This window comes from Micromonospora sp. WMMD708, assembly GCF_049315245.1.
Classification (GTDB): Bacteria; Actinomycetota; Actinomycetes; order Mycobacteriales; family Micromonosporaceae; genus Micromonospora; species Micromonospora wenchangensis.
In genome coordinates this window covers 5353344-5379093 of record NZ_CP186060.1, presented here as the reverse complement: position 1 = coordinate 5379093, position 25750 = coordinate 5353344, and the positions used below count along the sequence as shown (strand labels likewise).

At 67.8% G+C, this 25750-nt stretch carries 23 protein-coding genes and 2 pseudogenes; 10 read left to right on the top strand and 15 right to left on the bottom strand.

The window, feature by feature from the left end; all coding sequences use genetic code 11:
- Window positions 1–180: 180 nt before the first annotated feature.
- From ACN260_RS23610 to ACN260_RS23565, 10 genes and pseudogenes are all read left to right on the top strand, one after another.
- Window positions 181–633, top strand: coding sequence for a M23 family metallopeptidase (locus tag ACN260_RS23610; RefSeq protein WP_422753101.1), 453 nt, complete (start codon window positions 181–183; stop codon window positions 631–633).
- A gap of 406 nt (window positions 634–1039) precedes the next feature.
- Window positions 1040–2329, top strand: a complete 1290-nt coding sequence (locus ACN260_RS23605) for a hypothetical protein (RefSeq protein WP_422753100.1) — start codon at window positions 1040–1042, stop codon at window positions 2327–2329.
- A 251-nt stretch (window positions 2330–2580) separates the two neighbouring features.
- Entirely contained in the window at window positions 2581–3045 is a 465-nt protein-coding gene (locus ACN260_RS23600) for a hypothetical protein (protein WP_422753099.1), read from the top strand.
- A complete protein-coding gene (locus tag ACN260_RS23595; protein ID WP_422753098.1) occupies window positions 3042–3614 on the top strand; it encodes a hypothetical protein in 573 nt (190 codons plus the stop codon). Before ACN260_RS23600 ends, ACN260_RS23595 begins: the two co-directional genes overlap by 4 nt.
- A 173-nt stretch (window positions 3615–3787) precedes the next feature.
- Window positions 3788–4774 (top strand): DUF932 domain-containing protein, encoded by a 987-nt coding sequence (locus ACN260_RS23590; RefSeq protein ID WP_422753097.1) that lies wholly within the window; start codon window positions 3788–3790, stop codon window positions 4772–4774.
- 124 nt (window positions 4775–4898) lie between these two features.
- Window positions 4899–5417, top strand: a complete 519-nt coding sequence (locus ACN260_RS23585; protein ID WP_422753096.1) for a hypothetical protein — start codon at window positions 4899–4901, stop codon at window positions 5415–5417.
- Between the two features lie 99 nt (window positions 5418–5516).
- Window positions 5517–5936 carry a hypothetical protein gene (locus tag ACN260_RS23580; protein WP_422753095.1) on the top strand — a complete coding sequence of 140 codons (420 nt, stop codon included), beginning with the start codon at window positions 5517–5519 and terminating at the stop codon, window positions 5934–5936.
- A gap of 68 nt (window positions 5937–6004) precedes the next feature.
- Complete coding sequence (locus tag ACN260_RS23575; RefSeq protein WP_422753094.1) at window positions 6005–6601, top strand: hypothetical protein; 597 nt, start codon at window positions 6005–6007, stop codon at window positions 6599–6601.
- Window positions 6598–6994, top strand: a pseudogene (locus ACN260_RS23570) (hypothetical protein). The gene ACN260_RS23575 and the pseudogene ACN260_RS23570 overlap by 4 nt, the downstream one beginning before the upstream one ends.
- 182 nt (window positions 6995–7176) lie before the next feature.
- On the top strand, window positions 7177–7833 hold the full coding sequence (locus tag ACN260_RS23565; protein WP_422753093.1) for a hypothetical protein: 657 nt from the start codon (window positions 7177–7179) through the stop codon (window positions 7831–7833).
- A gap of 73 nt (window positions 7834–7906) precedes the next feature.
- On the opposite strand, the gene ACN260_RS23560 is transcribed toward ACN260_RS23565, so the two are convergent.
- From ACN260_RS23560 to ACN260_RS23490, 15 genes and pseudogenes are all read right to left on the bottom strand, one after another.
- Window positions 7907–8053, bottom strand: a complete 147-nt coding sequence (locus ACN260_RS23560) for a hypothetical protein (protein ID WP_422753092.1) — start codon at window positions 8051–8053, stop codon at window positions 7907–7909.
- A 98-nt stretch (window positions 8054–8151) separates the two neighbouring features.
- Window positions 8152–9114, bottom strand: coding sequence for a DUF2637 domain-containing protein (locus ACN260_RS23555; protein WP_422753091.1), 963 nt, complete (start codon window positions 9112–9114; stop codon window positions 8152–8154).
- Window positions 9111–11873: a BTAD domain-containing putative transcriptional regulator gene (locus ACN260_RS23550; RefSeq protein WP_422753090.1), complete on the bottom strand. Its 2763-nt coding sequence runs from the start codon at window positions 11871–11873 to the stop codon at window positions 9111–9113. The genes ACN260_RS23555 and ACN260_RS23550 overlap by 4 nt, the downstream gene beginning before the upstream one ends.
- A 101-nt stretch (window positions 11874–11974) precedes the next feature.
- Window positions 11975–12220 carry a transposase gene (locus ACN260_RS23545; protein WP_422756807.1) on the bottom strand — a complete coding sequence of 82 codons (246 nt, stop codon included), beginning with the start codon at window positions 12218–12220 and terminating at the stop codon, window positions 11975–11977.
- A 124-nt stretch (window positions 12221–12344) separates the two neighbouring features.
- Entirely contained in the window at window positions 12345–12578 is a 234-nt protein-coding gene (locus tag ACN260_RS23540) for a hypothetical protein (protein ID WP_422753089.1), read from the bottom strand.
- A gap of 1093 nt (window positions 12579–13671) precedes the next feature.
- Complete coding sequence (locus ACN260_RS23535; protein WP_422753088.1) at window positions 13672–14310, bottom strand: ATP-binding cassette domain-containing protein; 639 nt, start codon at window positions 14308–14310, stop codon at window positions 13672–13674.
- Between the two features lie 14 nt (window positions 14311–14324).
- Window positions 14325–16391 carry a hypothetical protein gene (locus tag ACN260_RS23530; protein ID WP_422753087.1) on the bottom strand — a complete coding sequence of 689 codons (2067 nt, stop codon included), beginning with the start codon at window positions 16389–16391 and terminating at the stop codon, window positions 14325–14327.
- A gap of 173 nt (window positions 16392–16564) precedes the next feature.
- On the bottom strand, window positions 16565–16849 hold the full coding sequence (locus tag ACN260_RS23525; RefSeq protein ID WP_422756806.1) for a lactococcin 972 family bacteriocin: 285 nt from the start codon (window positions 16847–16849) through the stop codon (window positions 16565–16567).
- Window positions 16850–17252: 403 nt separating this feature from the next.
- Window positions 17253–17899 (bottom strand): annotated as a pseudogene (locus tag ACN260_RS23520) (transposase); the annotation flags it as partial.
- A gap of 74 nt (window positions 17900–17973) precedes the next feature.
- On the bottom strand, window positions 17974–20007 hold the full coding sequence (locus ACN260_RS23515; RefSeq protein WP_422753086.1) for an AfsR/SARP family transcriptional regulator: 2034 nt from the start codon (window positions 20005–20007) through the stop codon (window positions 17974–17976).
- Window position 20008: 1 nt separating this feature from the next.
- Entirely contained in the window at window positions 20009–21796 is a 1788-nt protein-coding gene (locus tag ACN260_RS23510; RefSeq protein WP_422753085.1) for an Hsp70 family protein, read from the bottom strand.
- 699 nt (window positions 21797–22495) lie between these two features.
- Window positions 22496–23407 carry a S1 family peptidase gene (locus ACN260_RS23505; protein ID WP_422753084.1) on the bottom strand — a complete coding sequence of 304 codons (912 nt, stop codon included), beginning with the start codon at window positions 23405–23407 and terminating at the stop codon, window positions 22496–22498.
- Between the two features lie 123 nt (window positions 23408–23530).
- The gene (locus ACN260_RS23500) at window positions 23531–24430 is read right to left on the bottom strand and encodes a hypothetical protein (protein ID WP_422753083.1); all 900 of its coding nucleotides are present in this window, start codon (window positions 24428–24430) and stop codon (window positions 23531–23533) included.
- Window positions 24427–25086: a hypothetical protein gene (locus ACN260_RS23495; protein WP_422753082.1), complete on the bottom strand. Its 660-nt coding sequence runs from the start codon at window positions 25084–25086 to the stop codon at window positions 24427–24429. Before ACN260_RS23495 ends, ACN260_RS23500 begins: the two co-directional genes overlap by 4 nt.
- Window positions 25087–25091: 5 nt before the next feature.
- Window positions 25092–25748, bottom strand: a complete 657-nt coding sequence (locus ACN260_RS23490) for a GNAT family N-acetyltransferase (protein WP_422753081.1) — start codon at window positions 25746–25748, stop codon at window positions 25092–25094.
- Between the last annotated feature and the right edge of the window lie 2 nt (window positions 25749–25750).

Genomic DNA, 25750 nt, shown 5'->3' with positions numbered 1-25750 from the left:
GCCGCTACCGCCGGAGTCGTCTCGTCGGTGTTCGGCAGCGGGGGTGGGGATGGTTGCGTCGGGGTGGCGCGACGGGCGGCGTACCCGGACACGGACGCCACACACGAGACGCGGGCGACAACAGCCGGTGCAACGTCGCCTGTCTGCGCGGGGGTGCCGGTCGGCGGGTGGACCCGCCCGGTGGTGGGCGAGACGGGCTCCGGCTTCCGCACCGGCGAACGACCCGGCCACGACGGGGTCGACATCATGGCGGCGAGAGGGACGGTTGTCCGGGCGGCGGCGGGCGGGGTTGTCGTACGGGTGCGCTGCAACGTCGGCGGTGACTCGTGGGAACCCACCGGCGGGCCGATGCCGTGCGACAGCGACGGATACCCCGGCCTCGGTGGGTGCGGCTGGTATGCGGAGATCCGCCACCCGGGCGACGTGGTGACGCGTTACTGCCACCTGATCCGACAGCCGGCCGTGACGGTAGGCGAGCCGGTGACGGCGGGACAGCCGATCGGCCACGTCGGCAGCTCCGGAAACTCCTCCGGCCCGCACCTGCATTACGAGACCCACGAAGGTTATCCCGCCACCGAGGGAAATGCCGTTGACCCCATTCCGTTTATGCGACGCAAAGGGGTGCCCCTGTAAAGCGGTGAAGTGATTTTCCGCACCATGCGAAAGTGGCCACGGCGGCCGCCGTTCGCCGCCCATTCCGGCCACGGGTACGGGGAGTGTCGCCGACAGTGGGGAGGCTGCCGCCCCGCCCTGCCGACGTGTCACCGCCGTCCCTGTGCAGCGGTAGGGGGCGGCGCGGCAGGGGGCGTGGCGGCGATGTGAGGGCCGTCAAATGGCATTGCGGGACGTGGCGACGGATTCCCGAATGGAGCGCGACGCGAACCATTTAAAGAGTCTTGGTGGACGGGGTTGACAACTATCGGGCGTCGAGCGTCCATGGACGTGGGCAACAAAAGCCGCCCCAGCGAAACCGCAGAAAAGATGCGCGCCGCGCATGCGGAATCGCTATTGCCGACCCCTTTTATGGAGGTGTTCTGCCATGACCGCAAACATCAGTCTCACCCCCGGCACCAACGAGGCCCGGTCCGCCGTCGCCGAGGAACTGCGTCGCCACCCGGGCGTCACCGCCCGCAAGTTGGCCGGACAGGGAAACCTGCCGCTGTCGGTGGTGACCGAGGCGCTCGCGGCCATGGAGGCCGCTGGCACCGCCGCCCGCACCTCCGACCCGGCCAAGGGCAACCGTAAGAGCGCTGACGTCTGGCACCTCACCCCCGACGCCCCGGCGGCCGACGACGCGTCGCCGGACACCGCACCCGAGCAGGAGGCCCCGGACACGACGCCGGATGCCGCCATCGAGCCCACCGCCCTCACCGACGACGCTGCGGCGGCCGATGACGCGACGTCCGACCCGACCGACGCGCCGTCGCCCACCGGTGACGTCCCGACGGCTGACGCAGTGACCACGCCCGACGCGGCTGTCACCGACGACGCCCCGACCGACGGCGATGCGCCGACGCCCACGAGCGACGCCCCGACGGCTGAGACGACGATGCCGGAGGCTCCGGTGTCCGGGGTGCCCGCCCCGGTGTCCGGCGTGCCCGTGTCCGGGGCACCGGTCGGGGCGCAGCCCGACCTCAAAGTGCTGATCATGGCGGGGGTGCTCGGTGGGCACCCGGACGGCATCACGGCCGACGCGGCGATTAATGAGAGCGGCCTGTCGGTGGCGATGGGTGACACGATCCTCGCCGCGATGGAGGTTGCCGGGGCCGCCCGTCGCCTGCCGGTCACCGAGGACGGTGACGAGCTGTGGGTGATCGGCGACGGGGACCTCGCCACGGTGGACCCGGCCAACGCCCCGACGCACTCCACGTGCCCGACGTGCGGGCACACCCGCAAGATTCGTCGCCCGTCCGCGCGGCGGGTGGCCGGCACCGGTCGTGGACCGGGTGAGGTCAACAGCGACGGGTCGGCCAAGCTGGGCAAGAACGAGTTGCGTAACCGGGTCGAGGCGTTCATGCGTGACCTCGGCCCCGGCCACGATGTCACCCCCGGCACCGTCGCCCGGGAGATCGGCGGACGTAGCCCCGGGGCGGTCCGCAACGGCATGGACAAGCTGACCGGATTCGGGGTGCTGATCCTGACGCGGGAGGCCCCGGAAACCTACGCCCTCGCGGACAACCCGCCCGCCCCAACCGCCGAGGTTCGCGCGTTCATGGCCGCGCCCCAGACCGACACCACCCCGCCCACCGGTGACGAGACCAGCGCCGACGAGACCAGCGCCGACGAGGCCGGCACCGACGAGGCCGCCGCCGCGCCGGTGGCGGCCTGACCTACCGCCCCGCCGGGGCCGGGCACCACGCCCGGCCCCGGCACCCGCACGCCCACCCACCAGCACCACGGAAGGAACAGACCATGACCACCCCCGACGACCACCCCCACGGCCCGGTGCACGCGCCGGGGTCGCTGCGCTGCCCCGAATGCGGGGAACCCGCCCGGACCGTGCCGCCGCGTGACTGGCCCCTCGACGGGTTCGCCTCACGCCCGGTCGCGTCGCACCACGACGGCACCCCGCTATGCCCGGTGCCCGGCCCGAACGGTTCGCGACCGGCGGACCCGATCGGCGTCCCGGCACGGCTGACCATGTGGCAGGCCGTACGGCAATCGTGGCTCATCCACCCTGACTGGACCGTCGCCGATCACCTCGGGTGGCTCGATGACGAGGGCTACGACACCGGCACCCTGGCCGGTGACCCGGCGGAGGTGGTCGGGCGGTGGCTGGCCGAGCACCGCCGTGTCGCCCCGGTGGCCCCACCCGCCGATGACCCTCGCGTCTACGTGGTGGCCGGGGGCGACATGGTGGCTGTGTTCGACTCGGCGGACGAGGCCGACATGATGGCCGTGACGATGACCGCCGCGCACCTCGAACCGGTTAGCCGGTGTCTGACCGAGGCGCAATGGGAACAGGCGCACGCAGTACTACGGTCACAGCTACCGCATGTCACCGTGACCGATGCCCGGTCCACCCGCGCGGCCGGTGCCTCGTGACGGGCCCATCGGCTACCGGCCCGGCCGCCGATCGGCCCGGCATCCCGCCCTCGCTGGCCGCGCGTCCTCACGACGCGCGGCGCGGTCTGCCCATCCCGCCGGTCAACATCCACCCGGACTCGACGGGCGGCGGGTCGCATGTGGACTTCACCACGATCGACACCACCGTCTCGACCCGCCTCGCGGTCGAACGGCGGTGCTCGTTGTGCGGTGAGTCGATGGGGTATTGGGTGGCGTTTCTCGGCGGTCCCCGGGCGGCGGAGTTGATGCGTTACGCGGACCCGCCGGGGCACCCCGAGTGCATGACCGCCGCCCTGTCACTCTGCCCGCACATCGCGCTCGGTCGGCACCGCCGCGCCCGTGCCGACCGGCCCGGGGCGGGCATCATCCCGCCGGGGTTGCACGGCGACAAACCCGACCGGTACCTGTTGGGCGTCACCCGCGCGTATCGGACCCGGTTCATCCCCGAACACGGGTTCACCGCGTACCTGCCGGCCCCATTCAAAACCGTGCACACCTACCTGTACGGCCCGGACGGGCGGCTACGCCCGGCCACCGACACCCGGTAGGCCGCGCCCGGCGGCGGGCGTCAGATTCAGCGCAGATACCTCCATCGACTTGAACCGATCGTCTTGATCGACCTGTAGAGGTAGGAAACATTGCTATTGACGGCACGGCCGGGGCCGGAAAGCCCTGGCCCGCCGCCCACCCGAACATCACACGACCGGGAAGGGGTGCCACCGTGGCACACGAACTGGAAACCCTCGCCAACGGCCAGACGGCCTTCGCCTCCGCACGGCTGACCGCCTGGCACCAACTCGGCACCGTCACCGACGCCTGCATGACCGCACAGGAGGTCATGAGCAAGGCGTGGCTCGGCGGCTGGGAGGTCCGCAAGATTGCCCTTCAGGGCATCGAGGTCACCGAGCGTGGGGTGACGAAGGTCGACTGCCCCGACAAGTACATGACCGTGCGCACCAACCCGGCCACCGGGCAGACCGAGTACCTCGGGGTGGTCGGCGAGGACTACTCGGTGGTGCAGAACGAGCAGGTCGCCGAAACCCTCAACCTCCTGGTCGACGCCTCTGGTGCGCACTTCGAGACCGCCGGCTCGATGCGGAAGGGCCGCTCGGTGTTCGTGACCATGAAGCTGCCGACGGCGATGCGCATTGCCGGAGTGGACGACATGGACCTGTACCTCGCGGCCACCACCTCCCACGACGGCACCGCCTCGTTGCGCCTCGACGCGACCCCGGTGCGGATCGTGTGCGCGAACACCCAGGCTCTCGCCTACCAGCGGTCGCGCAGCTCGTACACGTTCCGGCACACCTCGAACGTGACCAGCAAGATCGCCGAGGCGCGGCAGGCCCTCGGCCTGATGTGGACGGCGTTCGACGCGTTCGAGACGGAAGCCGAGAAGATGATCAACGAGTCGTTGACCATGGGCGAGTTCGAGAAGATCGTCGCGCAGGTGTGGCCCCTCGCCGACGACGCCTCCGACACGGCGCGCAACAACGCGAAGCAGCGCACCGCGACGCTGCGCTACCTGATCCGGGACGCGGACACGCAGAAGGCGATCAAGGGCACCCGGTGGGCCGGCTACCAGGCCATCACCGAGTACGTGGACCACTTCGCCCCCGCCAAGACCAACCTCGTCCGCGCGACGCGGGCGCTGACCGGTGCCGGAGCGGACCTCAAGGCCCGCGCGTTCGAGCTGTTGGCGGTCTGAGGTGGGCCGGCATTGGGGCCGGCGCGGGAACACCCCGCCCGGCTCCGGTACCGGCGCGCACCCCGCCGCCGACACCACCCCCACCCCGCCCGCCTCGACGCCCCCGCCTCCACCGGAGCCTGCCGTGACGACGCTGCCGACGCCGGAACACACCGCCGGGACCATGATCGCGCTGGCCAACCGGGTGTGCGCGAACTTCGCGGCGGCCGAGGTCGCCCGCGCGCTCGCCGAACACTCCACCAGCCAGGCCGAACACGCCACCCTCACCGCCCGCGCGGAGCACTGGGAAAGCCTCGTCAACGAGCAGTGGAACGCGCTGTGCGCGGCGATCTGGGCGACGGCACCCGGCGGCGCGCAGGTCGAGCGGTTCCTCCCGGTCCGGCCGCTGACCACCGGTCACGTCGAGCTGCGGGTCCACGACACCCACGCCCGCCGCCTCGTCGTCCTGCTCACCGGCGCGCAGGCCCTCGCCGTGGGCGCGCACCTGACCGCGTACGGAGCGGTCAGCCTCGACCGCAGCGGCCAGAAACTCGACCCCGGCCTGCCCCACGTGAAGGCCGCACCACCGTTCCCCACCGAGGGGACCACCTGGCCACCGACCACCCCCGGCGGTGCCGACGGCCCACCGCCCGCCCAACCCTGACCGCCGCGACGGGAGCCGCGCGACCCGGTCCCACCCCGGGCCGCGCGGCACCCCCGAGAACGGCCATCCCACCAGCACGCACCCCTGAACGGAGTCCTGATGTACCGGTCCCTGGAGTACGGCGACACCGCCCGGGTGATCAACCCGGCCGACCCGGTCGAGTACCGCCTCGGCACCGTCACCGATGTCCGCTATTCCACCCCGCACACCACCTACGCCCGCCACTACACCCTCCGCTTTCCCACCGGTGACGAGCGCACCTACCCGGCGGAGAACGTCAGGCGGGCCACCCGGGACGACGACCGCGCCGCCCTGGAGGCCGCCCTCACCTCCGCGTGCGTCGCGGTGCGCGAGGCCTGCCGCATCGCCCACGACTACGACGCCGACCTCAGCACCGGCACGGCGAGCCTGCTGCGGCGGCTGGTCGACCTCGCAACCCTGCGCCTCGGCCTGACCCTCGGCCCGGCCCACCCCATCCCGCCGCAGCCCACCCGCAACCAGGACGGAGGCGACCAGTAATGCCACCCCACTCCCCGCAACCGGCAGGACCCGCCCGTCCTGCCGAGAGCGCAGGACTCGACGCGAGCGTGGCGCCGGTCCCGGAACCGTTCTACTGCCGCCGCTGCCGTCACGCACTCAACGTCCGCCTCAACAACCGGGGCCTCATCGTCGAGTACCTGCACGCGGCCGAGCAGCGCGGCCAGCCCAGCGACCACCGCCCCGAGCCCGCACCCGTCACCGAGATCCCCGAGCCGATCATCGACTGCGACTTCTGCTCCACACCGGAGGCCGCCTGGATCTACCGGTGCGCCAACCAGATCACCGACGCCCGCCGAGTCACCGCACGGGTCTTCGCCGTAGGCGACTACCAGACTCGACACCACGCGGCACGGGTTCGCCGCACCGACACCGAGCACGCCTTCACCCAGGCATGGGGCGAAGGCTGGTCAGCGTGCGCCGGCTGCGCCGACCTCATCGAGGCCCGGGACCTGTACGGGCTGATCGGCCGGGTGGTCGAGGCCCTGCCCGCGAAGCTCACCCGAGGCAAACACCTCATGCGCACCCGGGGCCAACTCCACGAACGGTATTCCGACGTGTTCGCAACCCTCGTCACCGGCCGAGGCCGCATCGCGCCTGGCCACCCACTCGGCATCTGGCCCCACCCGACGGGGGAGGCACCATGACCACCGACACGGGGACGCACGGGTGGCCCGTGCTCACCCACGCGAAGACCCGCCGCCGGATCGGACCGGTGTGCGGCGCAGAGCACGTGCCGTTGGGCCGGATCACCGAGGACCCGCTCCTCGTCACCTGCCCCGACTGCGAAGGGCTGGCCGACATCGACGCGCTCCCCGACGACGCCACCGCAGGTGACCCCCCGTGTCATCGAGTTGCTGCGCGAGGCGAAGGGCGGCGCGTGCCGCAAGATCGACGGGGTGCTGGTGGACGCGACCACCGCCGCCGCGATCCTGACCGTGTACGACGCGCTCAAGCCCGCCACCCGCGCGAAACTGGCCGCGCTGCGCATCGACCGCATGGCACAGGTGGCCTGGAAGGTGCTACGCCCACCCACGTGACCGGGTGGGAACGGTCACCGGCGGGCGGACCCGCAAGTGCGGGCACCGCCCGACCGGTCACCTCACCCGCTGCGGGGCCGCTGAGCACACGGCCGCCCACCGAGCCAGGACGTACCCGACCCTCCGGCCCGAGCCACCGCCACCTCGACCACGCGAGCGGTAGCCGCTGGCCGGAGAGGAAGATGAACGGCGTGGCACGACAGGTCATCGACGGACGGACTGCCCTCGACCGGGCCGGAGTCGCCGCGCACATCGGCGCGGCCTACTCCACCGTCATCCACTGGCGCAGCCACCGCGCCCGCTTCGGCTTCCCCGAAGGCTTCGCCCACGACGGCCGGGAGTGGTTCTGGCTCGACGACATCGAGGCGTTCCACACCGCCCACCTGAGAGCGAAACGCGCCGAGCTGACGAAGGTCGACCGCCGCGGTGAACCGGAGGATCTCCTCGGCTCGGGCGCAGCGGCGAAGGTCCTTGGCTACGGCTCGTACCGCAACCTGCCCGACACCCTGCTCCACCATCCCGACCGGGTCGAGACGCTGCCCGACGGACGGGTCCGCCGCCTGTGGTTCCGCCGCACCGTCTGGGCTGTCGCCGACGCCCGCACCGGCCGGCAGTCCACCGGCCGACCCCTCGGCACGACCGGTGCCCGCCAGCCGCACCCGTACGCCGACGACCCTCGCCTCCAGGCCGCCGTCACGCTCCTCGCCGAGGCCGACGCCGCCGGGCAGGACCGGCGTGGGCTCGGCGTGATCCTTGCTCAACAACTCGGCATCACCCCGCGCACCGCGCAACGACTCCTCGCCGCTGCCGCCGACGCGACCGGCGCTGCACCCGCGTAGGGGCCACGAGGACCCGCAGAACACGTCGCCCGGTCCGCCAGCGCGGACCGGGCGACGCGTGCCGTACGCCGACTCAGTCCTCGTCGTCGTTCGCGACGGTCCGGGGCGTCGGCGCCTCGATCAGGTAGCGCAGCGCGCCGTTGACGTCGGTGTCTCGACTGGCGGCAGTACGCGCCAACACGTCGTACACGTCAGCGTCGACCTCAACGGTGCAGCGCATGGGCGAATGGTCGGTCATCTCTGGTGCTCCTGACGATGTTCGGCACGGCAGCCCGGCCGGGCAGCCATGCCCTATCCACGTCGACCTCCACGCCCCGATCAAGACCGCCCGTCAGGGCGAACCGGGGCCGGGGACACCGGCCTCTGCGCGAGCGAAGCCACGAGGTGAGGCTCACCGGCTGCGGACGGCGAACGGGAACCGACGGCCGCAGAGGTCTTCGGCCGGATGGCGGCGAGGAGTTCCGATACCCCGCTGTTGCGGAGGGAATGGCCGTTGCGGCGTAACCGGCGCGCGAGGGCATCGCGGCTGACCGTGTGGCCTTCGCGGATCAGCTCGTCGCAGGCAGTGCGGGCGGCCGGCAGCAGCGCCACGAGATCCGCAGACAGGCCCACGTCATCGTCCGCGTCGATCTCCCCGGCGGAGACTCCATCCGCTGGTGGCCTGATGTCCCGATCACTTTCGAGCCGGGGGCCCTGCAAGCTGTGGATGGCCGGGCGCTGCTCGGGGACGGGTATGACCTCCGGGCGCGACCGGTCGCCGTCGTCATGGCGTTCGAGTGCGGGATTCGGGTGGGGTGGTGCGGCGTCGTCGGGAACCGGCGGCTGCGCTGTCGCTGTGGGCGCGTCGGGTGGGGGCGTCGCTGCGGCGGGTGCCGGTCGGGGGTTCTCGGATTCGCGGCGGCGGGCGGAGAGTTCCACCAGGGAGACGGACGCGACGATGATGAGCCCGTCGACGGAGAGCGGCAGGAGGTAGGGCACGGTGCCGGTCTCGCCATAGCGGGCGACGACTCCGACCATGTGGTGGTAGCTGATCCAGGCCGCGATGGCGGCGATGGTCGAGGCGGCGATGACCCGGATCGCGCCCAGCGCCCGCTGGTGCACGGGGATGCGGGTGACCAGCTCGACGGTGATCAGCAGGGCCAGAGGTGGCCATGCCGCGATGGCCTGGGCAATCGGGTCTGCCTGCGCGTGCAGGATGTTCGCGGTGACCGAGGCGGCCACGCCCAGGGCCAGCGTGGCGCGCACCGCCCACTGCATCCGACGCAGCCGGGTCTCGGTCACGACGCCCTCCCCGCCCTGGAAGCGGCGGGTAGGAGATGGCGTTCGGCGACGCGGCGGGTGGCCTGCGACGGTTCGGCGTCGACCAGATCGGCGAGGCGTTCCTCCAGACGGCGCAGGGTGCGCCGGACGGCGTCCGGGCGTTGCTGCCGACCGTGGATCCGCATGATCCGCTGGTACAGCTCCTCGTTGACCGGGTCCAGGTCGGTGGCACGTTCGAGGGCGGCCACCGCGCGGTCGGGATGGTCGGGTTCGAGGATCTCGGCGATACGGGCGTAGGCGGTGAGGATCTGGTGGCGGTAGCTGGTGGCGTAGTCGACGGCCCACGGGTGCTCGTGGCCTTCGGCGAAGTCACCCGCGTACAGGTCCGTCGCGCGACGTAGCGCGGCGAGCGCCTCGTCATCGTTTTCGCTGGTGGTGGCCTGGTTGATGGCGGTGAGCATGTGCCAGAGGTCCACGGCGACGGTCTGCGGGTCGAGGTGGTACCGGCCGCTGGCAGGGTCGAAGACGATGAACATGGGCTCCGCGTGGCCGCTCGCGGTACGCAGGACACGGCGGGCAGTGGTGATGTCGGTGCGGACGCGTTTGACAGCGGAGGCAGGGTCCACGTCGGGGTGCAGGTCGGCGGCGAGCTGGCAGAGAGTGCGGCCAGCGGGGTGGGCGGCGAGAACGGCGAGGACCACGTAGGAGCCGCTGCGCATCCCGGTGGTTACCGGGCCGGCGGCGGTGGTGACGGTGACCGGGCCGAGGACCCGAAGGTGCACCAGGGCTGTCGGGCTCTCCGGCGGGACCGGGCATGGTTCGGCGGTTGGTGTGGTTGGCGTTGTGGCGGCGGCCGGATCGTCGATGTCGACGCCGGCCTCCGGGCGGGCTTGGGCATCGGTGAGCATGGCCAGGACGGCGGCTAGGTCCTCCGCGCTCAGGGTAGACACCCGGTACAGGGGGTGCGGGCGGTCGCTGCGGGTGGTGCCGTCGCGGGTGATCTCGATGGTGGGGAGGCCGTTGTGGGGGCCGAGGACGATCGGGTGGAGGTCCAGGGCGCTGCGGTGGACGGCGATGGCCTGCACGCGGCCCGCGTACCGGGTGGTCGGTTCGATGAGCAGGACGTACGGCGGCGGGGTTTCGGCGTGGTCTTCGCGGGCGTGCAGATCGGCGATGGTGGTGGTGTCGAAGGTGTCCAGCAGTCGGCGGCGGCTGGTCATCTCCTCTTCGGCGTGGGTGACGGCGGCGTCGGTGTCGGCGAGGACGATCAGGCGCTCGCCGTCGTATGCGGTGCCGTCGGGGTCCAACCCCACCATCGGGCGGTCTGCGGGCAGAAGTTGCGTCAGGAGGTCGGCGGTCGTGACGACGACGGGACGGACGGAGGCGGTGTCGGCTGCGCAGGTGGTGAGCACTGCGGCGAGGATCGCGCGGGCCGCCGGTACGGCCCCTTCACCGTGCAAGGCGAGGCCGGAACCGGGAAGGCGGAACAGGATCACCTCGGTGCCGTGGCCGTCGACTCCGATGGGAGCCGGCACGGTGGGATGAGCGGGCTGTTGGTCGTTGCTGGTGAGGCCGAGGTGGCGGCGACCGATCGCATCGGCGTGCGCCAGAGGCGGCGGCACCGGGGCAGAGCGCGGCGTGGTGCTTGCTGGCGTGGTGAAGATCAGCCGGGCATGGCGGCGTCGTTGAAGGCGTAACAACGTGGCCACGACGGCGATGGCGGCGGCCAGTCCGATGCTGATCCAGCCTCGCGCCGGCAACACGATCCCTGTCTCGTCGTACGGCTGAGTGTGGGGTCGCTCGGGATGCGCGGCCGATGTCGTGGAGTCGATCGTCTCTGCTGGTGTGCTCGGCGCAGGGGTGCGCGGCGTCGGGCGCTGTGGGGCAGGTGACGTGTGCGAGGTGGATGGTGCAGAGGGCGTCGTCTCTGCTTCGGGCGCGGCGGGGCCGGAATCGCCAGCGGCAGGAGGCGCGGGGCGGGGCGGAGCGGGTGCTGGTGCGGCCTGATGAGCGGGGAGGGTGAGTTTCCATCCGACGTGGATCGTGTTGGGGTTGGTGAGCGCGTAGCCGTTGGCCTGACGGTGTCCCCGGTTGAGGGTGTAGATCTCCCGCCAACGGGTCGCGTCACCGAGATGCTCGGCAGCCAGGTCCCACAGGTTGTCTCCGGCAACGACTCGGACCTTCCTATTCGTGGCGTGGGGTGCGGGATGGGCGCTGGTGCGGGTGAGGGCCGGCAGGGAAGCGTGACGTGCGGATTCCGTCGTCGCCGATGGTGGGAGGGCGGTAGCTGTTGTCGAGGCAGCAGTGGGCCCATGGCGGGGAGGTGAAGGGTCGGCTGGCGGCGGTTGGGCTGAGGCATCGCGGATCGGGGTGGCCCTGTCGGCCGGGGGTGGATCGGTATCGGCTGCGGTGTGGTCGTGCGCGACGGCGGGAAGGGCGGCAGCGGTCGTGACGGCGGTAGTACTCAGCAGCGCCGCCGCGAGCGCCTGCAGAGGGCCGGGCAGATGCAGGGTGGGATGCCACCGCAGGCGAGCGGTGAGGTACCGGTGGGCGTGGTCGGTGACGGCGGTTACGAGCAGCATCCACAGCGCCCAAGCTCCGGCGTACCCCAACATGGCGATGAAGCCGGCGGTCAGCGGTTGGTGCACCCACGCCCGGAGCCGGTCCGTGGACAGCACGGGGACGGTGAGCCAGCCGACCTGGTAGAGCAGCGCTGGCGGCGCCAACGCGAGGACTGCGGTGACGGCGCGTCTGGCTGCTGCCGAAACCCGTTTCGCCATGGCCTGTCTCCCTCCGGCGTTGCCGCGGTTGGTGAGACAGACCGTAAGAGCGCGATGGGCGACGGCGGCGGGTTGAGGACCTTACAGCACCTCACACTTCCTTACACGACCTCACAACCGCAGGTCACAGCGCTACCGGAGTCGAGGGTGAGGAAGGCTTCGTGGATGGCGTCGCGGATCTCCCAGCGGATGCGCAGGCGACGGAACCAGTGCAGTTGAGCGATGGTCTGCTCGATGACCCATCGTCGGGTGCCGAGTCCGGAGCCGTGTACCGTGTCGCGTCGGCCGATGACCGGTGTGATGCTCTTGGCGCGGAGTTGGCGGCGGTAGCAGTCGTAGTCGTACAGTTACGCCCAACCTCATTGAGTTAGGAGTAGTAAGCCGATCGGTACTAGTTCCGCGGCTTCCCCGGCTGGTAAAGCCGCCCTCCGCCCGCAGCTGTCGAAGGGGCTTTCTTGTCGGATCATGAATCTAATGCGCCCACCCGTCGATCGACGTGCCTACCAGCATGCCCAGCGCCGGCGAGGGCTCCTTGTATTGGCCGAGTTCGGTTCTGATCCAGCCGTCGACCTCGACGGTCGCGGCAAAGCGCCGCCCTTTCCGGACCTGGCAATGGATCAGAGCGTCGCCCGGCTTCAAAAACCCATTCTCGATGAGGACGGTGAGAGCTCCAGCGAGCAGCCGGAAATCGGCGTGACCGCCCACGCCCGCCCGTCTCCGGTAACCAAGATCTTCGAACGAGTGGCAGTAGCCTTCAGGAAACAAGTGCCTCCCGTGACAGGAACATCGGACCCTCCGTAAGTCCCATCTTACCTGTTCAGGAGGCACTTCTTAGTTGCCAGTCCACTCCTTGGGCAGCCTTTAACGACGAGCCTAGGCTAGCGTATTGACTGTGCGTCGCGTACCGATCTCTTCCGGGTGAGAAACCCATTTAGCACGATTGCTGCAACGGCCGCCGCAGCAACAATCCACACTGTCCTTACTACCTCCTCGGCTACAGGGCTCTCTTGCGATGGCGGCAGTAGTACCATGTTGACGACCGCACCACCGGGAACAACCAGCGCCGCGAGCACACCGACAACGCCTGGTCGTCGAATCGTAGCTCCTATCGCTCCGAGGGGCACTCCTAACACGACACTACCAATTAGCCAGAACCGCACTATCCAACTCCAGCCGAATTCCCCCGTGTAGAGCAACTCGCCGCAGTAGTAGACGGTTGTGGCGACGAGTTGGGCAATGCATCCCGCCAACGCTCCGATAAGCAGACCCACTTTCGGTCGAAGATTGCAGCTCACAAGCCACCCTGCCGCTACCGCAGCTGCAGCCCACGCCCAACCTGAATCGAGAATCAGGCTAGCGAATTCGGCGGACTGAGACCAAATACTGCGGTCGGCACGTGCTTCGCCTACCTCGTTCAGCATATTCGGTACAGCGTTGGCGGAAGACGCCCCAGCGCCTAATGCCGCCCCGACTGCTGACGCTTTCAATGCCATGCGGATCGCTAACATTAGGCTAGTCTATGCCACACATAGCCTTGGAGCGACGCTAGGTAGCTCTTCTGTAGGAGTGTCGTCTCAACTCAGTACAAACACGCAAGGCAATACCGTCAGCTTGTAACGGCAGCCTCCGACTCGGCTCCGGCATTCACGTCGGCGCCAGCCGCCGCAGATTGGTTGGTGTCAGTAGTACCCAGATTACCCGAACCCCGCACATCACCAATGCGAGCCAGGTGGGGTAAGACGCCGAGAAGCACAGACGTGCCTTTAGCCGCTACCGTTTGTGTCAGCAGCACCTCGGCCTAACGACACGCGCCAAGATCCAGTGATGAGTCGCAATTATCTTGCACAATCTTGCTGTGAGTGGCGATGATGATGGCACATCCGTTGCCAGCCATCTCCCTCAGAGCACCAATCACCATCTTGGCATTTTCAGTGTCTACTGCACCAGTGGGCTCGTCGGCCACTACGAGGGTCGGCCTCTTCACCAAGAGGCGCGCTAGAGCGACACGCTGTTGCTCGCCACCGCTAAGGCGGTAGACCATCTCGTTGCTACGTCCCGCGAGGCCCACACGTCGCAGCGCCGCCTCGCAGATATCGTGGCTGCGGCCACGGCCATCGGCCCTTGTCATAGCGACACGAAGGTTGAATGAAACAGACGCGTTTTCGATTAGAGCATAGTTCTGGAAGAGGTAGCCCAATGTGTCGCGACGGAAGCGCCGCTGCGATCGGCTGCCATATTTCACGACATCTTTCCCGTCTACTAGGATCTCGCCGGAATCTACCGTCTCGAGAGTACCTAGGCAGTTCAGGAGAGTGGACTTTCCGCTCCCGCTAGGACCTACCACCGCCTTCATCTCCCCTTTTTCCAACCCGAAGGACAGGTCTGACCAAAGAGTGCGGCTTCCGTAGGACTTGCTGATCTTCTTGACGCAAATCATCTTCTCTATCCCCGCTATGGCAGACTTGAGGACTGCTTCTTGACGAAAACGCGGTTTGTCCCTAGCAAGGCCAGCACGATGGCCAGGAGGCTCAAGAATGCGACACCGCCTGCTAGAACTGGCTCCCAACCTTCAAGAGGGAGCATGCCGGGAGGCGGTGGCGGCCCCCCTGGTCGCTTATAGCTGTTGATGGCAGTCGTCGTACTGTGCCATGTCCACAGGATTAGCGCTAGCGTTAGCACCCCTTCAGTGGCAAGTATCGACCTATGAGTACGCAGAAAGCTCCATCCGCAGATGTACTTAACAAATAGTGCTTGACTGTTGCGGCGAGAATAGACAATTGACAAGGCGAGGGCGGTAACGAATAGCACCATGACAGTCGCCGCCAGGTTGAAGATCTGCAGATTGAAGTCACGCTCTGCTTTCTGCAAGTCTCTTGCGGCTTCTTCGGTGAATGGGCTCATCCCGAGGATATATGGGCCCATACCCGCATCTGCGAGGCCCTTCATTGCCTGGTCTGGATTCTCGAATAAGATCTCGCCTCGGCTGGCAATTGACGCGTATTCGTCAGACGGAATAATCCCGGATGCCCCCGTTATTACAACGACTATAGCATCCTCGACAATTAATTTGCTGGCACTGAACGATCTTGCATAAGAGAAGTAGTCCTGGTTATTGAGAGTTTTTTCGAACCGCAAATCTGGTGATCTTTCGGTGCCGGCCCTGGAGGATTGAAAACTCACCCACTTAGTGACTCCATCCTGCAACGAGGTGGTCAGATTATGCGGGAACTTTTCAGGAACCATCACTCTTACTTCATCGGTGTTAATCGGCTGCACTCTGGCCCCTTCGAAGTCGTAGACTTCGTGATCGACCAAGTACTTGTTATTGACGACGAGAAGATCAAAACCGTTTGTGCCGGAAATGCCGGAGTGAGGTCTGTGGCGCCATGCCAGTGCAGCTTCATTCCGCGCGTCGGCATTTCGGATCCATTGGCCGATCCGATCCTCGATTATTTTCCCCCTCTTCTCATCGTGTATCGCGTTGCTGATGCGCATGTAATACGCATCGCTTCTCTTGGCCCATGTCTGGCTATTCGCTCGTTCGTCTTTTAACGCTAAACTGCTGCCTATGGCGGACGTCGTGACAGAGAATATAAGTGCAACGGTTGCAATTCTCATTAGGTATGCGCCAACGATAGCCCAGTCTGCGGTCGCCTCCCCCTTGACCGAATTTAGGATAGGGTCACGGCATATTAACCCTAACGTGACAACGTGGGTGGCGAAGGCTAAGAGGATAAAGACGCCGGCAAACGATAGCGCGACGATCGCAAAAACGGGAGCTCTATTTAGGCTGCTATATAAGTAAAGGAAGATGGCTGCTGCAACACACGAGGCGGCAATACTACCTGCACAAAAGACAGCCAATTGTGCGACATCTCGCCACAAAATCATAAGGAAGGCTTGACCTTGGAGTCGCTGAATCCCGTAAGACTTCGCATTAAGCGTGACGGAGGAGGCGACTGCGAGAATAATGGCGAAGGCTACTACAATGAAGCACCAAAGTAGGGCACCTCTTCCGAAATATTCTAAGCCTTTCTTCAGAGTGAAGTGTTGCTCAACTTCACCGTGGTAGCCGAGCAGCTTAAATTCATCTCGCAGCAGCGTTGCTGCTTGCTTCGATCCAAACACGTAATATATGCCGTCTGGGTGGATGCTTCTGATCTCATCATATGGCCGGAATTCGACCCGGCCTTCTCTGCTGAAGTTCGGATAGCCGTGCCTTAACCACCGAGTCGACTCAGCTTGCGGATTGCCGACCGCCATATAGACGCGCCGTCTGTTCTCGTTACGCGGGTCGCTGTACGCGCGACCTACGTTGACGCCGTGGGAGCGAGAGAACTTGACGATCATGTCTGCGACATGCGGGCCATCTGCCCCATCGTCGACCTCGTCAAAGGTGATGACATATGAAGGGCCGGCCACTGTAGCCTCATCGAAGTTCCGTAGAACGATGAACGCCATAATCGCAGAAACGATCGATAGGGTCGCATACGCAAACTTGATTCCCCGATGCAGCACGTAACCCTCCGCCGCTATTATCACGTAATCGCTTCATTGGCCATGTAAGATGTGCGGGGAGCCCTTTGGCTCCCCGCACATCTTACATACGTTCAAGTGTGGCATCTACGGAGAGAGGATTTTCTACGCCGAGTCGAACTTGTCGGTTAGCTCATCGCGGCGCTCGTCATAGTTTAGCAGTGGCGCCAGTACGCCTTATTGCCACTCCATGTCGCGCTCTGGCTTGCCTCGGCCGTCACGCCCCCAGGTTCACAGTCCGAGCTGACAGCACCGTTACCGTTCGAGACCGAGGAGCCATGTCCCGTGCTCGGGTGTAGGTAGTCCGAGTAGTTGCAGCAGACGCTAACACCGTACCACCATTCACCCCCTCCGACCTGTTCATAGGCGGCGAAGGCTGGAGAGGCAACTCCGACCGTCAGTAGCCCTGCTGCTACCGCAAGCTTCACCCTGCGCTTCATGGATGACGGCTTCTTCGTTCTCATGGCTTCCCTTCATTGGCGCGTAAGGCTCAGATTGCCGAAATTCTGTTGGATTTCGGCTGCGTTCGCCAGCAACATTGACACTAGTTGAAGCATCGTCCGATGTCAGTACCCGGATCTACTTGACGTTTACTAGGTGTGACACTCAGTAATCTATCGAGGTGGCCGAAATCAAGTCGCTGCGCGTCGGCCTAAGGTGTGTTCGGTTCGGAGACGATGAAGGATTAGGCGGATTGCGCCCCAGTAAGCCCGACCGCCTGGATGCGCCCCGCACCCGAGTCGCTACTGAGCGTGATATTCGTACATTGAGGCCTTTTGTGATGAATCTCATTATTGCGGTCTTGGGATGTGACGCGTAAGATGGCCTGTTTGGGTTTTTGGGTTAATTGGGAGAATTGTAGTAGGGCGTATAGTTTACGTACTTTGCGCATTTTGTGGTTGTGGGGTTCTCGCCAGTTGGGATGGTTTCGGTGGTGAGCCGTTTGGTGAGGTTGTCGGTCATGGCGAGGGTGATCATGCTGGCGGAGTTGTCGGGTCGGGTTTCGTAGTCGCGGACGAGTCGGCGGTGGCGCACGAGCCAGCCGATGGTGCGTTCGACGACCCATCGTCGTTTGACCACGCTGAAGCCCTTGACCTGTGCATCTTTGGTGACGATCTCGACGTCGATGCCGAGGGTGGCGCCGTGTTCGACGAGGCGCTTTTTGAACCCGGCGTCGACCCAGGTTCTGGTCAGAGTGGGATAGGTGGTGGCTTGGTCGAGTAGGTCCATGCCGACGGTGTTGTCGCTGGTGCTGGCGGCGGTGATGATGACGGCGAGGATGAGGCCGGTGCCGTCGGTGATGATGCCGCGTTCGCGGCCGATGGTTTTCTTGCCGGCGTCAGCGCCCTGTGTGGATGGTGGAACGTTGGTGGAGATCCTCACGCTCTGGCTATCCATGATGGATGCCGTGGGTGTGTGGTGGTGAGGCCGTGGTGGTTGCGGACGAGGCTGGTGAGTTGGTAGTTCAGCTCGGTGAAGATGCCTTGATCTGCCACTACCACCTGGGCTACCGCCGACGGCTGGATGACGCTCCCTGCACAGGCTTACGGGCAAGTAGCTCCACTCACTGATCCTTTCGGACATGCAGTGCGAGTCGAGTACGTCTAAGGGTCTGCTGGTGGCGGTGCTGCAGCTCGGCGGCTTGCTCAGAGTTGCCGAGGGCAGCGAGGGCACCACTGGCGATCCTGTGTAGGTCGGCGTTGTGCGGGTCGACGCGGACGCCGTCCTGCAGCAACTGCAGGGCGCGATGTGGGTCGGGCTCCTTGGCGGCGAGGGCGGTGCACAGGTCGATGACTCGGCGGCGGGTCGCTTCGCGGTGTGGGTCGAGCCATGGCCAGGTGCGGGTGTTGGCGAGGTCCGCAGGGTAGGCATCGAGGACGGTCTGCCAGGCAGTGGTGGTGTGGGTGAGGGCGGCGGCAGCCTGGTGGATGGCGGTGCGGAGCCCCCATAGGTCGACGTCGATGTACGCGCGGTTGAGACGGTAGCGGTCATCGGAGTGGTCGATGACGGGTAGGTCGCTTGCGGTTCGGATGGTGCTGCGGAGGTCGCTGAGGGCGGTGTAGAGGCGGCCGGTGAGGGAGTGGCGGGGTAGCCCTGGCCAGATGGCATCGGTTAGTTGTGCGGTGTCGGCCCCGTTGGGGTGGATAGCGAGGTAGACGAGGACTTGGAGCCCGGCGCTGCGGCGGATGGTCAGGGGCTCGCCGTCGATGAGCAGTTGCGGGTCACCCAGGACGCGCAGATGAAGCCGCTGCCGGGGTGTGGTGGACAGGCGTGGAGGTTCGTGTCGGGTGACCTGTCGTGGTAGTGGCAGTTCTGGTGGTCCCGTGTAGGTGAGTGGTGGGCGTCCGCTGACGGGGTGGGGTGGTGCCGGGTCGGGACTGGCGATGACGGTGAGCAGGTCGATGGTTGCCGTCCGGTCCAGGATGCATAGCCGGGGGCCCGGCATGTCGGGGTGGTGTGGGTTGTGCAGATGGCCGGTGGAGTCGGCGTGCCAGTTTGGCCCGTCCGGCCGTTCTCCCAGAACGACGACGAGAGCAGCGGCGACGTTGCCCGTCTCGGCGAGTTGCTTCATCTGCTGCTCGTTACCGTCGTGGTCGTTCAGCAGCGCCATCTTCCGATGGCCGTGTCTACTCGACGTCTCACCCTGACGCTGACCAGGGATGGCTTCACCAGTGACGGGGCCTGCGGGTTGGAGTAGCTGCGCTGCTTCGTCAGCGGTGTCGACGATCGTGAGCGGCAGGCGTCGCCCGAGCGTCTCCGCGGCCGGTCCGAGAAGAACGGCCAAGGTTGCCTTGGTGATGATCAACGTCGTTGAGCTGTGGCGTTGTCCGGCCAGGATGGCGGTGACCAGCAGTCCTCGCCCGACGGGCAGTGCGCCTGGTCCGGTAAGACCCACGCCGCCGACCGGCAGGGCTTCGACGAGGGCCGCGAATCCGTCCGACAGTGAGGGCGTCGAGGGGGTTTCGGCGAGGGTGGCTTGGACGGCGGTGACGGTGGGCGGTAGTGGGGTGAGGTCGGTGTCGTCGGGGTGGGTGGGGTGGGGTTGGTAGTCGCGGCGGCGGCGTAGCCAGACCAGTGCTGCGGCGGCGGTGACCTGTTCGGCGACGTCCCGGGGCAGCCAACCGCCGGCAACCGCGACCCCGTCCTCGCGTACGGCCTGGTCGCGATGGCCGTCCGGGGCGGTCTCGTCGTGGAATGTGGCGGTGCCTGTTGCTGCGGGCTGTGGCGGTTCCGGCGGGGTGGTGGTGACGGTGTTGGTGGTGACGCCGAAGACGGCTGCGCCGGCCATTCCACTGGCCGTCGCCTGCAGCGGGGTGGGGAGGGGTACCCGTCGTAGCCATGCCGTGGTGGCGCGGAGGCGGATGATGATCCGGGCGGCGACGGTGTAGGCGACGAGCAGCCAGATCAGCCACGCGCCGATGGCGAGTCCGGCGGTGAGTGTCTCCTCGGTCAACGGCTGCTCCAGCCAGGCCCGCAGCTGCTCCGAGGTCGGCCATCCGCGAAGGGGCGGGCCGATCACGGTCAGGAGCACCGCTGGTGGGCCGACCAGGAACGCCAGGACGAAGATCAGCGACAACAGTTGCCGTGGCCAGCGCATGTCAGCTACCTCGACCTGGTGGCTTGAGGGCGGTGGTGCCGGTGGTGGGATGGATGAGGCGGGTCCAGACGCGTGCTGCCCACCAGACGGTGATGGCTATGGCGTAGCTGACGCCGAGGATGCCGGTGGATTGTCCGGTGACGATCGCGGCGCTGATCACCGCTATCGGGGCGGCGAGGACGATGCGGAACATCAGGGGTGTCACGAGGGCCATGACGGTGCCGATGCCGAGGAGGAGTCCGCCGATGCGGGCGGTGAGGTCGAGCCAGACCACCAGGTGTGGCCATCGGTCGGCGGTACGTGCGTACTGGATGAGTCCCATGCCCACGGCGGCGGTGACGACCGAGCCGGTGGGTGTAGCCAGTAGCGCGGACCAGCCGCTGGAGGGTGTGCGCCATTGTCGGGCGGCGATCATCGCCATGACCACGGCGAGGGCGGCGGTGGGGGCGATCGGCCAGAGCGCCCAGGTGAGGAACCCGCGTAGGGGTAGGCCGAAGTATTGGCTGATGACGACGGCGTAGAGGGCGGCGATGGCGACGCCGAGGGAGGCCCCGGCGAGGATGCCGATGCTGACCTTCCCGCCTTCGGTGTGTAGTTCGGGGGTGGGGCTGCGGGCGGCGATCAACGAGCCGAGGATGGTGCCCGCTGCGATGCAGGCCACCAGGGCGAACACCGCTGCCATCGTTAGTTCGCCCAGGTTGAAGAGGACGTAGTAGTACGCGCTGAGGGTGTTGTTGCGTTCGGCGGTCAGTAGGGCCTGCCACAGCAGTGCCAGGGAGGCGAGGCCGGGCACTGCGATGGCGACGGCTCGCCGAATCGGCGGCACCGTCACCTCCACCGCATTCACCCCCGCTGCGGGAGCGCCCACTTCGGCGGCGCCCCGCACCGCGACGAGTTGAGGATCCGCCACCAGCACCGGACTGATTCCCGTGTGCTCGGTGATGGCGGTGTCCAGGCGTGGGAGGTGTGCGCTGCCGCCGACGCAGTAGATTCCCGCGAAGTCGCCGGGGGTCAGTTCGGCGGCGGCGATGCACTGCTGGGTCAACTCCGCGACCCGTCGTACGACCGGTTGGGCGGCGGTGTCGAGCATGGTGCGGTCCGCGATGACCGGGTGGTGGCCGGCGACCGGCACGGTGACCGCCGGGTGCGAGCCCAGGGTTTCCTTCGCGACCCGGACGCTTTCCGCCATCACCCACTGGCCCATCCCGCCGGCAGGCACCTCCCGGCCGTTGAGTACAGCAGCGGTCAATGCCAGGTCGACGGCAGCGCCACCGGCTGCAGGGTCGGCGAGCGTGGCGAGGACCTCGAACCCGGACGGGCCTCGGCGCAGCACCGTCACCTCGGCACCCGCGCCGACATCACACACGACAACGAACGACCCGACCGTCAGCCGTACACCGGTGGCCGCCAAGTGCTCCGCGACGGCCATCGGAGCCTCCACCAGACGCGGCTGCCCGAGACCCGCCCGGTGCGCGACCTGCCGCATCCAGGTACGCCGACGCGGCCCCCACCCGGCCGGCACCACCAACCGCACATCCGGCACCGGCTCACCGATAACACCCTGGGCCTCCGTAGCAGCCCGCCGTAACGGTGCCGCTGCCAGCTCCACCGCCTCTGCCTCAGGGCCGTCGACGACCGATTCGCCATCGCCGGCACGGCGGGGATTCGGTACGAACCGGTGCGGCTGCGCCTCGGCGGCCTGCCACGCCTGCCGGCCCGTCCACACCTGCCCACCCTCGGCCAGGAACAGGCCGCTGGGCAGGTAGGGAAGACCATCGAACGGCAACACCGACGCACCACCGTCAGCCCACGCCAACACGGCCACGGTGCTCGCGCTACCGCAGTCGATCGACAGCCGTGCTCCCCCCGCCCCCACGCAGGTAGTCAAACATGAATGCCCATTCAAGTCACCTCCTGATCACTCAGGAGAATCGACGCAGTCCAGGCCAGGGGCACCTCCTAGCGATCGTGATGCTTCTGGCGGGCACCCGCTGCTCCTCCTGGTCGGGGCTTACGGTTGGTGAGTTGCCTTAGCGGGTTGAGCCGGTGACACTCGTTGCCTGCGGCTGAGCATTCCGGACGAACGGTGCATAGCGGCACTCGGGCTGGGGAGAGCTGCTGCCGATGAGGCTGGTGCCCCCGGTCGCCCAGTGCCCCTCACAACCGGACCGGCTCCGGTGCCAACGGGCCATCGGGCGGAACTCCCGCCGGATCGGGGATGCGCCCGTTGATCACACCGTCCCGATCGAGCACCATCAAGAACTCAGCCCGTTCGGGGACGGCTCTGGTAACCAGCTCGACCACGACGAGCCGCCGCTTACCACAGGGGCATCAGGAGCATGCTCCAAGTTCGGCTATCGGTCGCGCAGGCTCGGTGGAACACGGCCATCACGAGGGCCGATCACGGTCTGCGCCCTGGATTTGGAGGCTCGCTGCTGCCAGCCCGCCCCGGCGGGGGTGTTGCCGGGGCGGGCCGGGCCGCAGGCGTTTACGCCGCGCTGGTCCAGCGCAGCGATCGGGCGGTTGCCGAGTGGGTGGTGTCGGCGGGGGTGGTGCGCGGCGGGACCTTGCCGGTGGCGATCACTCGGTGGATCCAGCCCGCGTAGTAGGGCAGGGAGGTGTAGACGGTTGGGCCCGTTCCGCAGATGGGTTCGGTCTCGCGGCTTGCGCCGCCGATGACGGCCCACGTGCGTGGGGTGAGCCGTTGGAGGGCGGGGCTGCCGCTGTCGCCGTAGCAGGCGCCGTCGGTGCCGTTCACGTTCGCGATGCAGATCTCACCTGCGGTGATGCCCGCTGCCGCGCACGCCGTCTTGCCCGTGACGGTGGTGTCCAGCTCCTGGAGGGTGACCGGGAGCGGTCCCTCGCCCGATGCCTTGGTCGATCCCCAGCCGAGGATGCGGGTGACCGCACCTCGCCCGGTGACGCGAGGGGCGATGGTGAAGGGCTTGAGGTTGACCCGGTTGTTCAGGCGGAGCACGGCCACGTCTGCGACCCGGTCGGTGCCGGTGCCCCAGTCCCACTCGGCGTGTGGGAGGACCCGCTCGATGCCAACGAGCACGCCGCCGCTGGTCCGATCGGCTGAGCCGATCCGGACCTGCAGCAGCGTTGGGTCGACGGTGCCGGAGTCGGGTTCGGTCACACAGTGTGCGTTGGTGACGACGTGACGGCGGTCGACGAGGGTCGCACCGCACAGATGCCCGAATACTCCGTTGCGGTTGTACTGCAACGTCGCCATGCCCGGGTAGTCCTCGGTGGCGTCGTGTCCACCGACGACGGACGGCGTGACCTCCGAGGGCGCGGGCTGCTGATCGAGCGGTGCTGCCGAGGCCGGCACGGCGCTGGCCAGCAGGCCGAGCACGGCCGTGCCGGTGGCGATCGGCCGGTACAGGTTGATCTTCATGGGTTCCTTTCTCGTCCCTCCGGCACCGTGCCGCAGGGATCGCCGCGACGAACGCGGCGAGACTGAGGGGTACCGGGGCGCGCATCACCGCGAGGTGGTGTCGACGGCTTCCCGGTGCCGGGTTCAACGCTGTGTTGTGGGTGACCCGTCGGCCGGTGCGGTGCGGCTGCGTTCGAGGTAGAGCCGGTAGTCGAACAGGCCGGGCCGGGGGCATGGCTTGCCTCGGGCCGGGCAGGCGTTGAAGGTCTCCTGGAAGGCGAGGAGTTCCCCGCTCGTCGGGTGGATGATCAGGCGCTTGGTGGATCCGTCGCGGTTGAGGCTCACGGCGATCCCGGTGCGACCGGCGATGTCGGCGGCGGTGGTGTCGGTCGTGATGTCGGGCAGGTCGGCCAGGATCAGCAGGATGGCTTGGCGCTGTCGGTGGCCGAGGTAGTGCTCGTTGTTCAGACTCACCACGCCGGCGATGACCGAGCCGGGGCCGTTCTCGGGCGGGGATATGGTGCCGAGGTGCTGTTGGAGGCCGGCACGATCGCCGGGAATCGGCTCGGAGCCGGGGCGCACGAGGCCGCCGCGTGCGTATGTCTCGTCGGACACCACGGGTGCCGCCGCGAGGGCGTCCCGGTCGCTGCCGTCCGGTAGCCGGGTGAGATTTCCCCGGTCGGGCAACCGGCGCGCGATGACCCGGCCGGATCCGTCCGGCTGGCTCCAGCGACGGATGTCCCACCGGCTGACGACCGTCGTCGCGCGGGACCACGACTGAATGTGCAGGTAGGTGTGCGGGCCGAGCTCGGCGTCGGCCGCGACCGGTGTGATCGCGTCGGCCAGGAGGCGCAGCCGCTCCTGCGCCGTCCGCGGCTCGTTCGTCGGCGTCGACGAGGCAGACGGCCGCACGGCCACGTCGGCGGATGGCGTGGAAGTGCGGACGGGGGCGCAGGCGGTGGGCACGGTGACGGCGAGAACGAGAGCGAAGACCAGGGCGCGGGTGGGCCGCTGCCACCCGGCGGCGGTTCGGACCTTGGTCATGGTGTGCGCCTCCTGTCGCGGAGGTCGTAGGGAACGGCCAGTTCAGGTGATGCGGACCCGGCGCTCTCCGTGGTGGCGGCCGGGTTGCCGCTGCGGGTGAGCGGCCAGAGCCGGGGCCCGCTGGGCAGGTGCAGCGGTAGGCCGGCGCGGTAGCCGTGGCCGCGCAGAAAGTCCCGGGTCGCCTCCGTCGTCACCACGGTGTCGTAGGGGTCGCCGAGCTGGTCGACACGGTGGTGGTGCCGGTCGAGCAGACGCCCGCCGATGCCCTGTCCCCGTCGGGTGGAGGTGACGTGGAGCCAGGACAGCCAGTGGTGCGGCGCGTCGGATCGGTAGCTGCCGACGAGTGCGTGCAGCTGCCGGAAGCGGGGCAGCGCGCGGCCGGCGAAGACGCCCAGGTGGTGTTCGGAGAGCACGGCGGTGTCGGGGACGGGGTGGCGGTGCCACACCGCCACTGCGGTCAAGTCGATCGGGACGTCGACGTTGCCCCACTCGACGGCGTGGTCGACCTCCATGGCCAGCAGGCCGTGGAAGACCGTCTGCCGTTCGGCGGGGTCGGGGACCAGCCATTCGGCGACGGGGTCGGCGGTGACGGCGTCGACGAGTAGGGCGGTGATGGTGGGTACGTCGCCGGGTTGCGCGGGTCGGATCTGGGCCATCGGGTTCACCGGGTGGGCCGTCGGGGCTGCGGGGCGGGTGGGAACGGTGACCGGCCGGTGGGGGTTTGTCGGCCGCGCCACATCCGCCAGATCGGTAGGCCGTCGGTGGGCAGGATGAGTGGTGGGCCGGCGGTGTAGCCGAGCCGGCGGTAGAGCTGCCGGTTGCGGGTGTTGCTGGCCTCCAGGTACGCCGGTAGGCCCAGCTTGTCGAGCTGCCGGTGGTGCTCGTGGAGCAGGGCCGCGCCGATGCCCCGGTTCTGCTGCTCCGGGTCGACCGCGAGGTACGCGAGGTAGTGGTGCGGCTCGTCGGGGTGGAAGGCGTCGAACATGGCCTCCATCAGGGTGAACTTCGGCGCATAGGGGCCGGTGGCGTGTTCCAGCGCCTCCTGGCGTTCCCGGGTGTGGCCCTGGGGTGGGTCGAGCCGGGGGTACCAGATCGCTACGGCGGACAGGTCGGCGGTGGTGTCGACGTGGCCGTGCGCCAGGCCGTGCTGGAACGCGTCTCTGAAGTAGCGGTAGAAGACCACGCGCCGGTCGGCGGGGTCGGGGATCAGCCAGTCGGCGACGGGTCCGTCGTGGAACGCCTCGGCGAGGACGGCGATCAGCGGCCCCGCGTTCTCGGGTGTCGCTCGACGTACGGCGACGGTGTGGGTGTCGGGCATGG

What these genes read in the sequence shown, in the direction of transcription:
- ACN260_RS23560 (WP_422753092.1), bottom strand. Translation starts at nt 8,053, where the DNA reads ATGCGCTGCACCGTTGAGGTCGACGCTGACGTGTACGACGTGTTGGCG.
- ACN260_RS23535 (WP_422753088.1), bottom strand. Translation starts at nt 14,310, where the DNA reads ATGATTTGCGTCAAGAAGATCAGCAAGTCCTACGGAAGCCGCACTCTT.
- ACN260_RS23505 (WP_422753084.1), bottom strand. Translation starts at nt 23,407, where the DNA reads ATGAAGATCAACCTGTACCGGCCGATCGCCACCGGCACGGCCGTGCTC.
- ACN260_RS23490 (WP_422753081.1), bottom strand. Translation starts at nt 25,748, where the DNA reads ATGCCCGACACCCACACCGTCGCCGTACGTCGAGCGACACCCGAGAAC.
- ACN260_RS23525 (WP_422756806.1), bottom strand. Translation starts at nt 16,849, where the DNA reads ATGAAGCGCAGGGTGAAGCTTGCGGTAGCAGCAGGGCTACTGACGGTC.
- ACN260_RS23515 (WP_422753086.1), bottom strand. Translation starts at nt 20,007, where the DNA reads ATGCGCTGGCCACGGCAACTGTTGTCGCTGATCTTCGTCCTGGCGTTC.
- ACN260_RS23500 (WP_422753083.1), bottom strand. Translation starts at nt 24,430, where the DNA reads ATGACCAAGGTCCGAACCGCCGCCGGGTGGCAGCGGCCCACCCGCGCC.
- ACN260_RS23605 (WP_422753100.1), top strand. Translation starts at nt 1,040, where the DNA reads ATGACCGCAAACATCAGTCTCACCCCCGGCACCAACGAGGCCCGGTCC.
- ACN260_RS23580 (WP_422753095.1), top strand. Translation starts at nt 5,517, where the DNA reads ATGTACCGGTCCCTGGAGTACGGCGACACCGCCCGGGTGATCAACCCG.
- ACN260_RS23565 (WP_422753093.1), top strand. Translation starts at nt 7,177, where the DNA reads ATGAACGGCGTGGCACGACAGGTCATCGACGGACGGACTGCCCTCGAC.
- ACN260_RS23550 (WP_422753090.1), bottom strand. Translation starts at nt 11,873, where the DNA reads ATGGCGAAACGGGTTTCGGCAGCAGCCAGACGCGCCGTCACCGCAGTC.
- ACN260_RS23495 (WP_422753082.1), bottom strand. Translation starts at nt 25,086, where the DNA reads ATGGCCCAGATCCGACCCGCGCAACCCGGCGACGTACCCACCATCACC.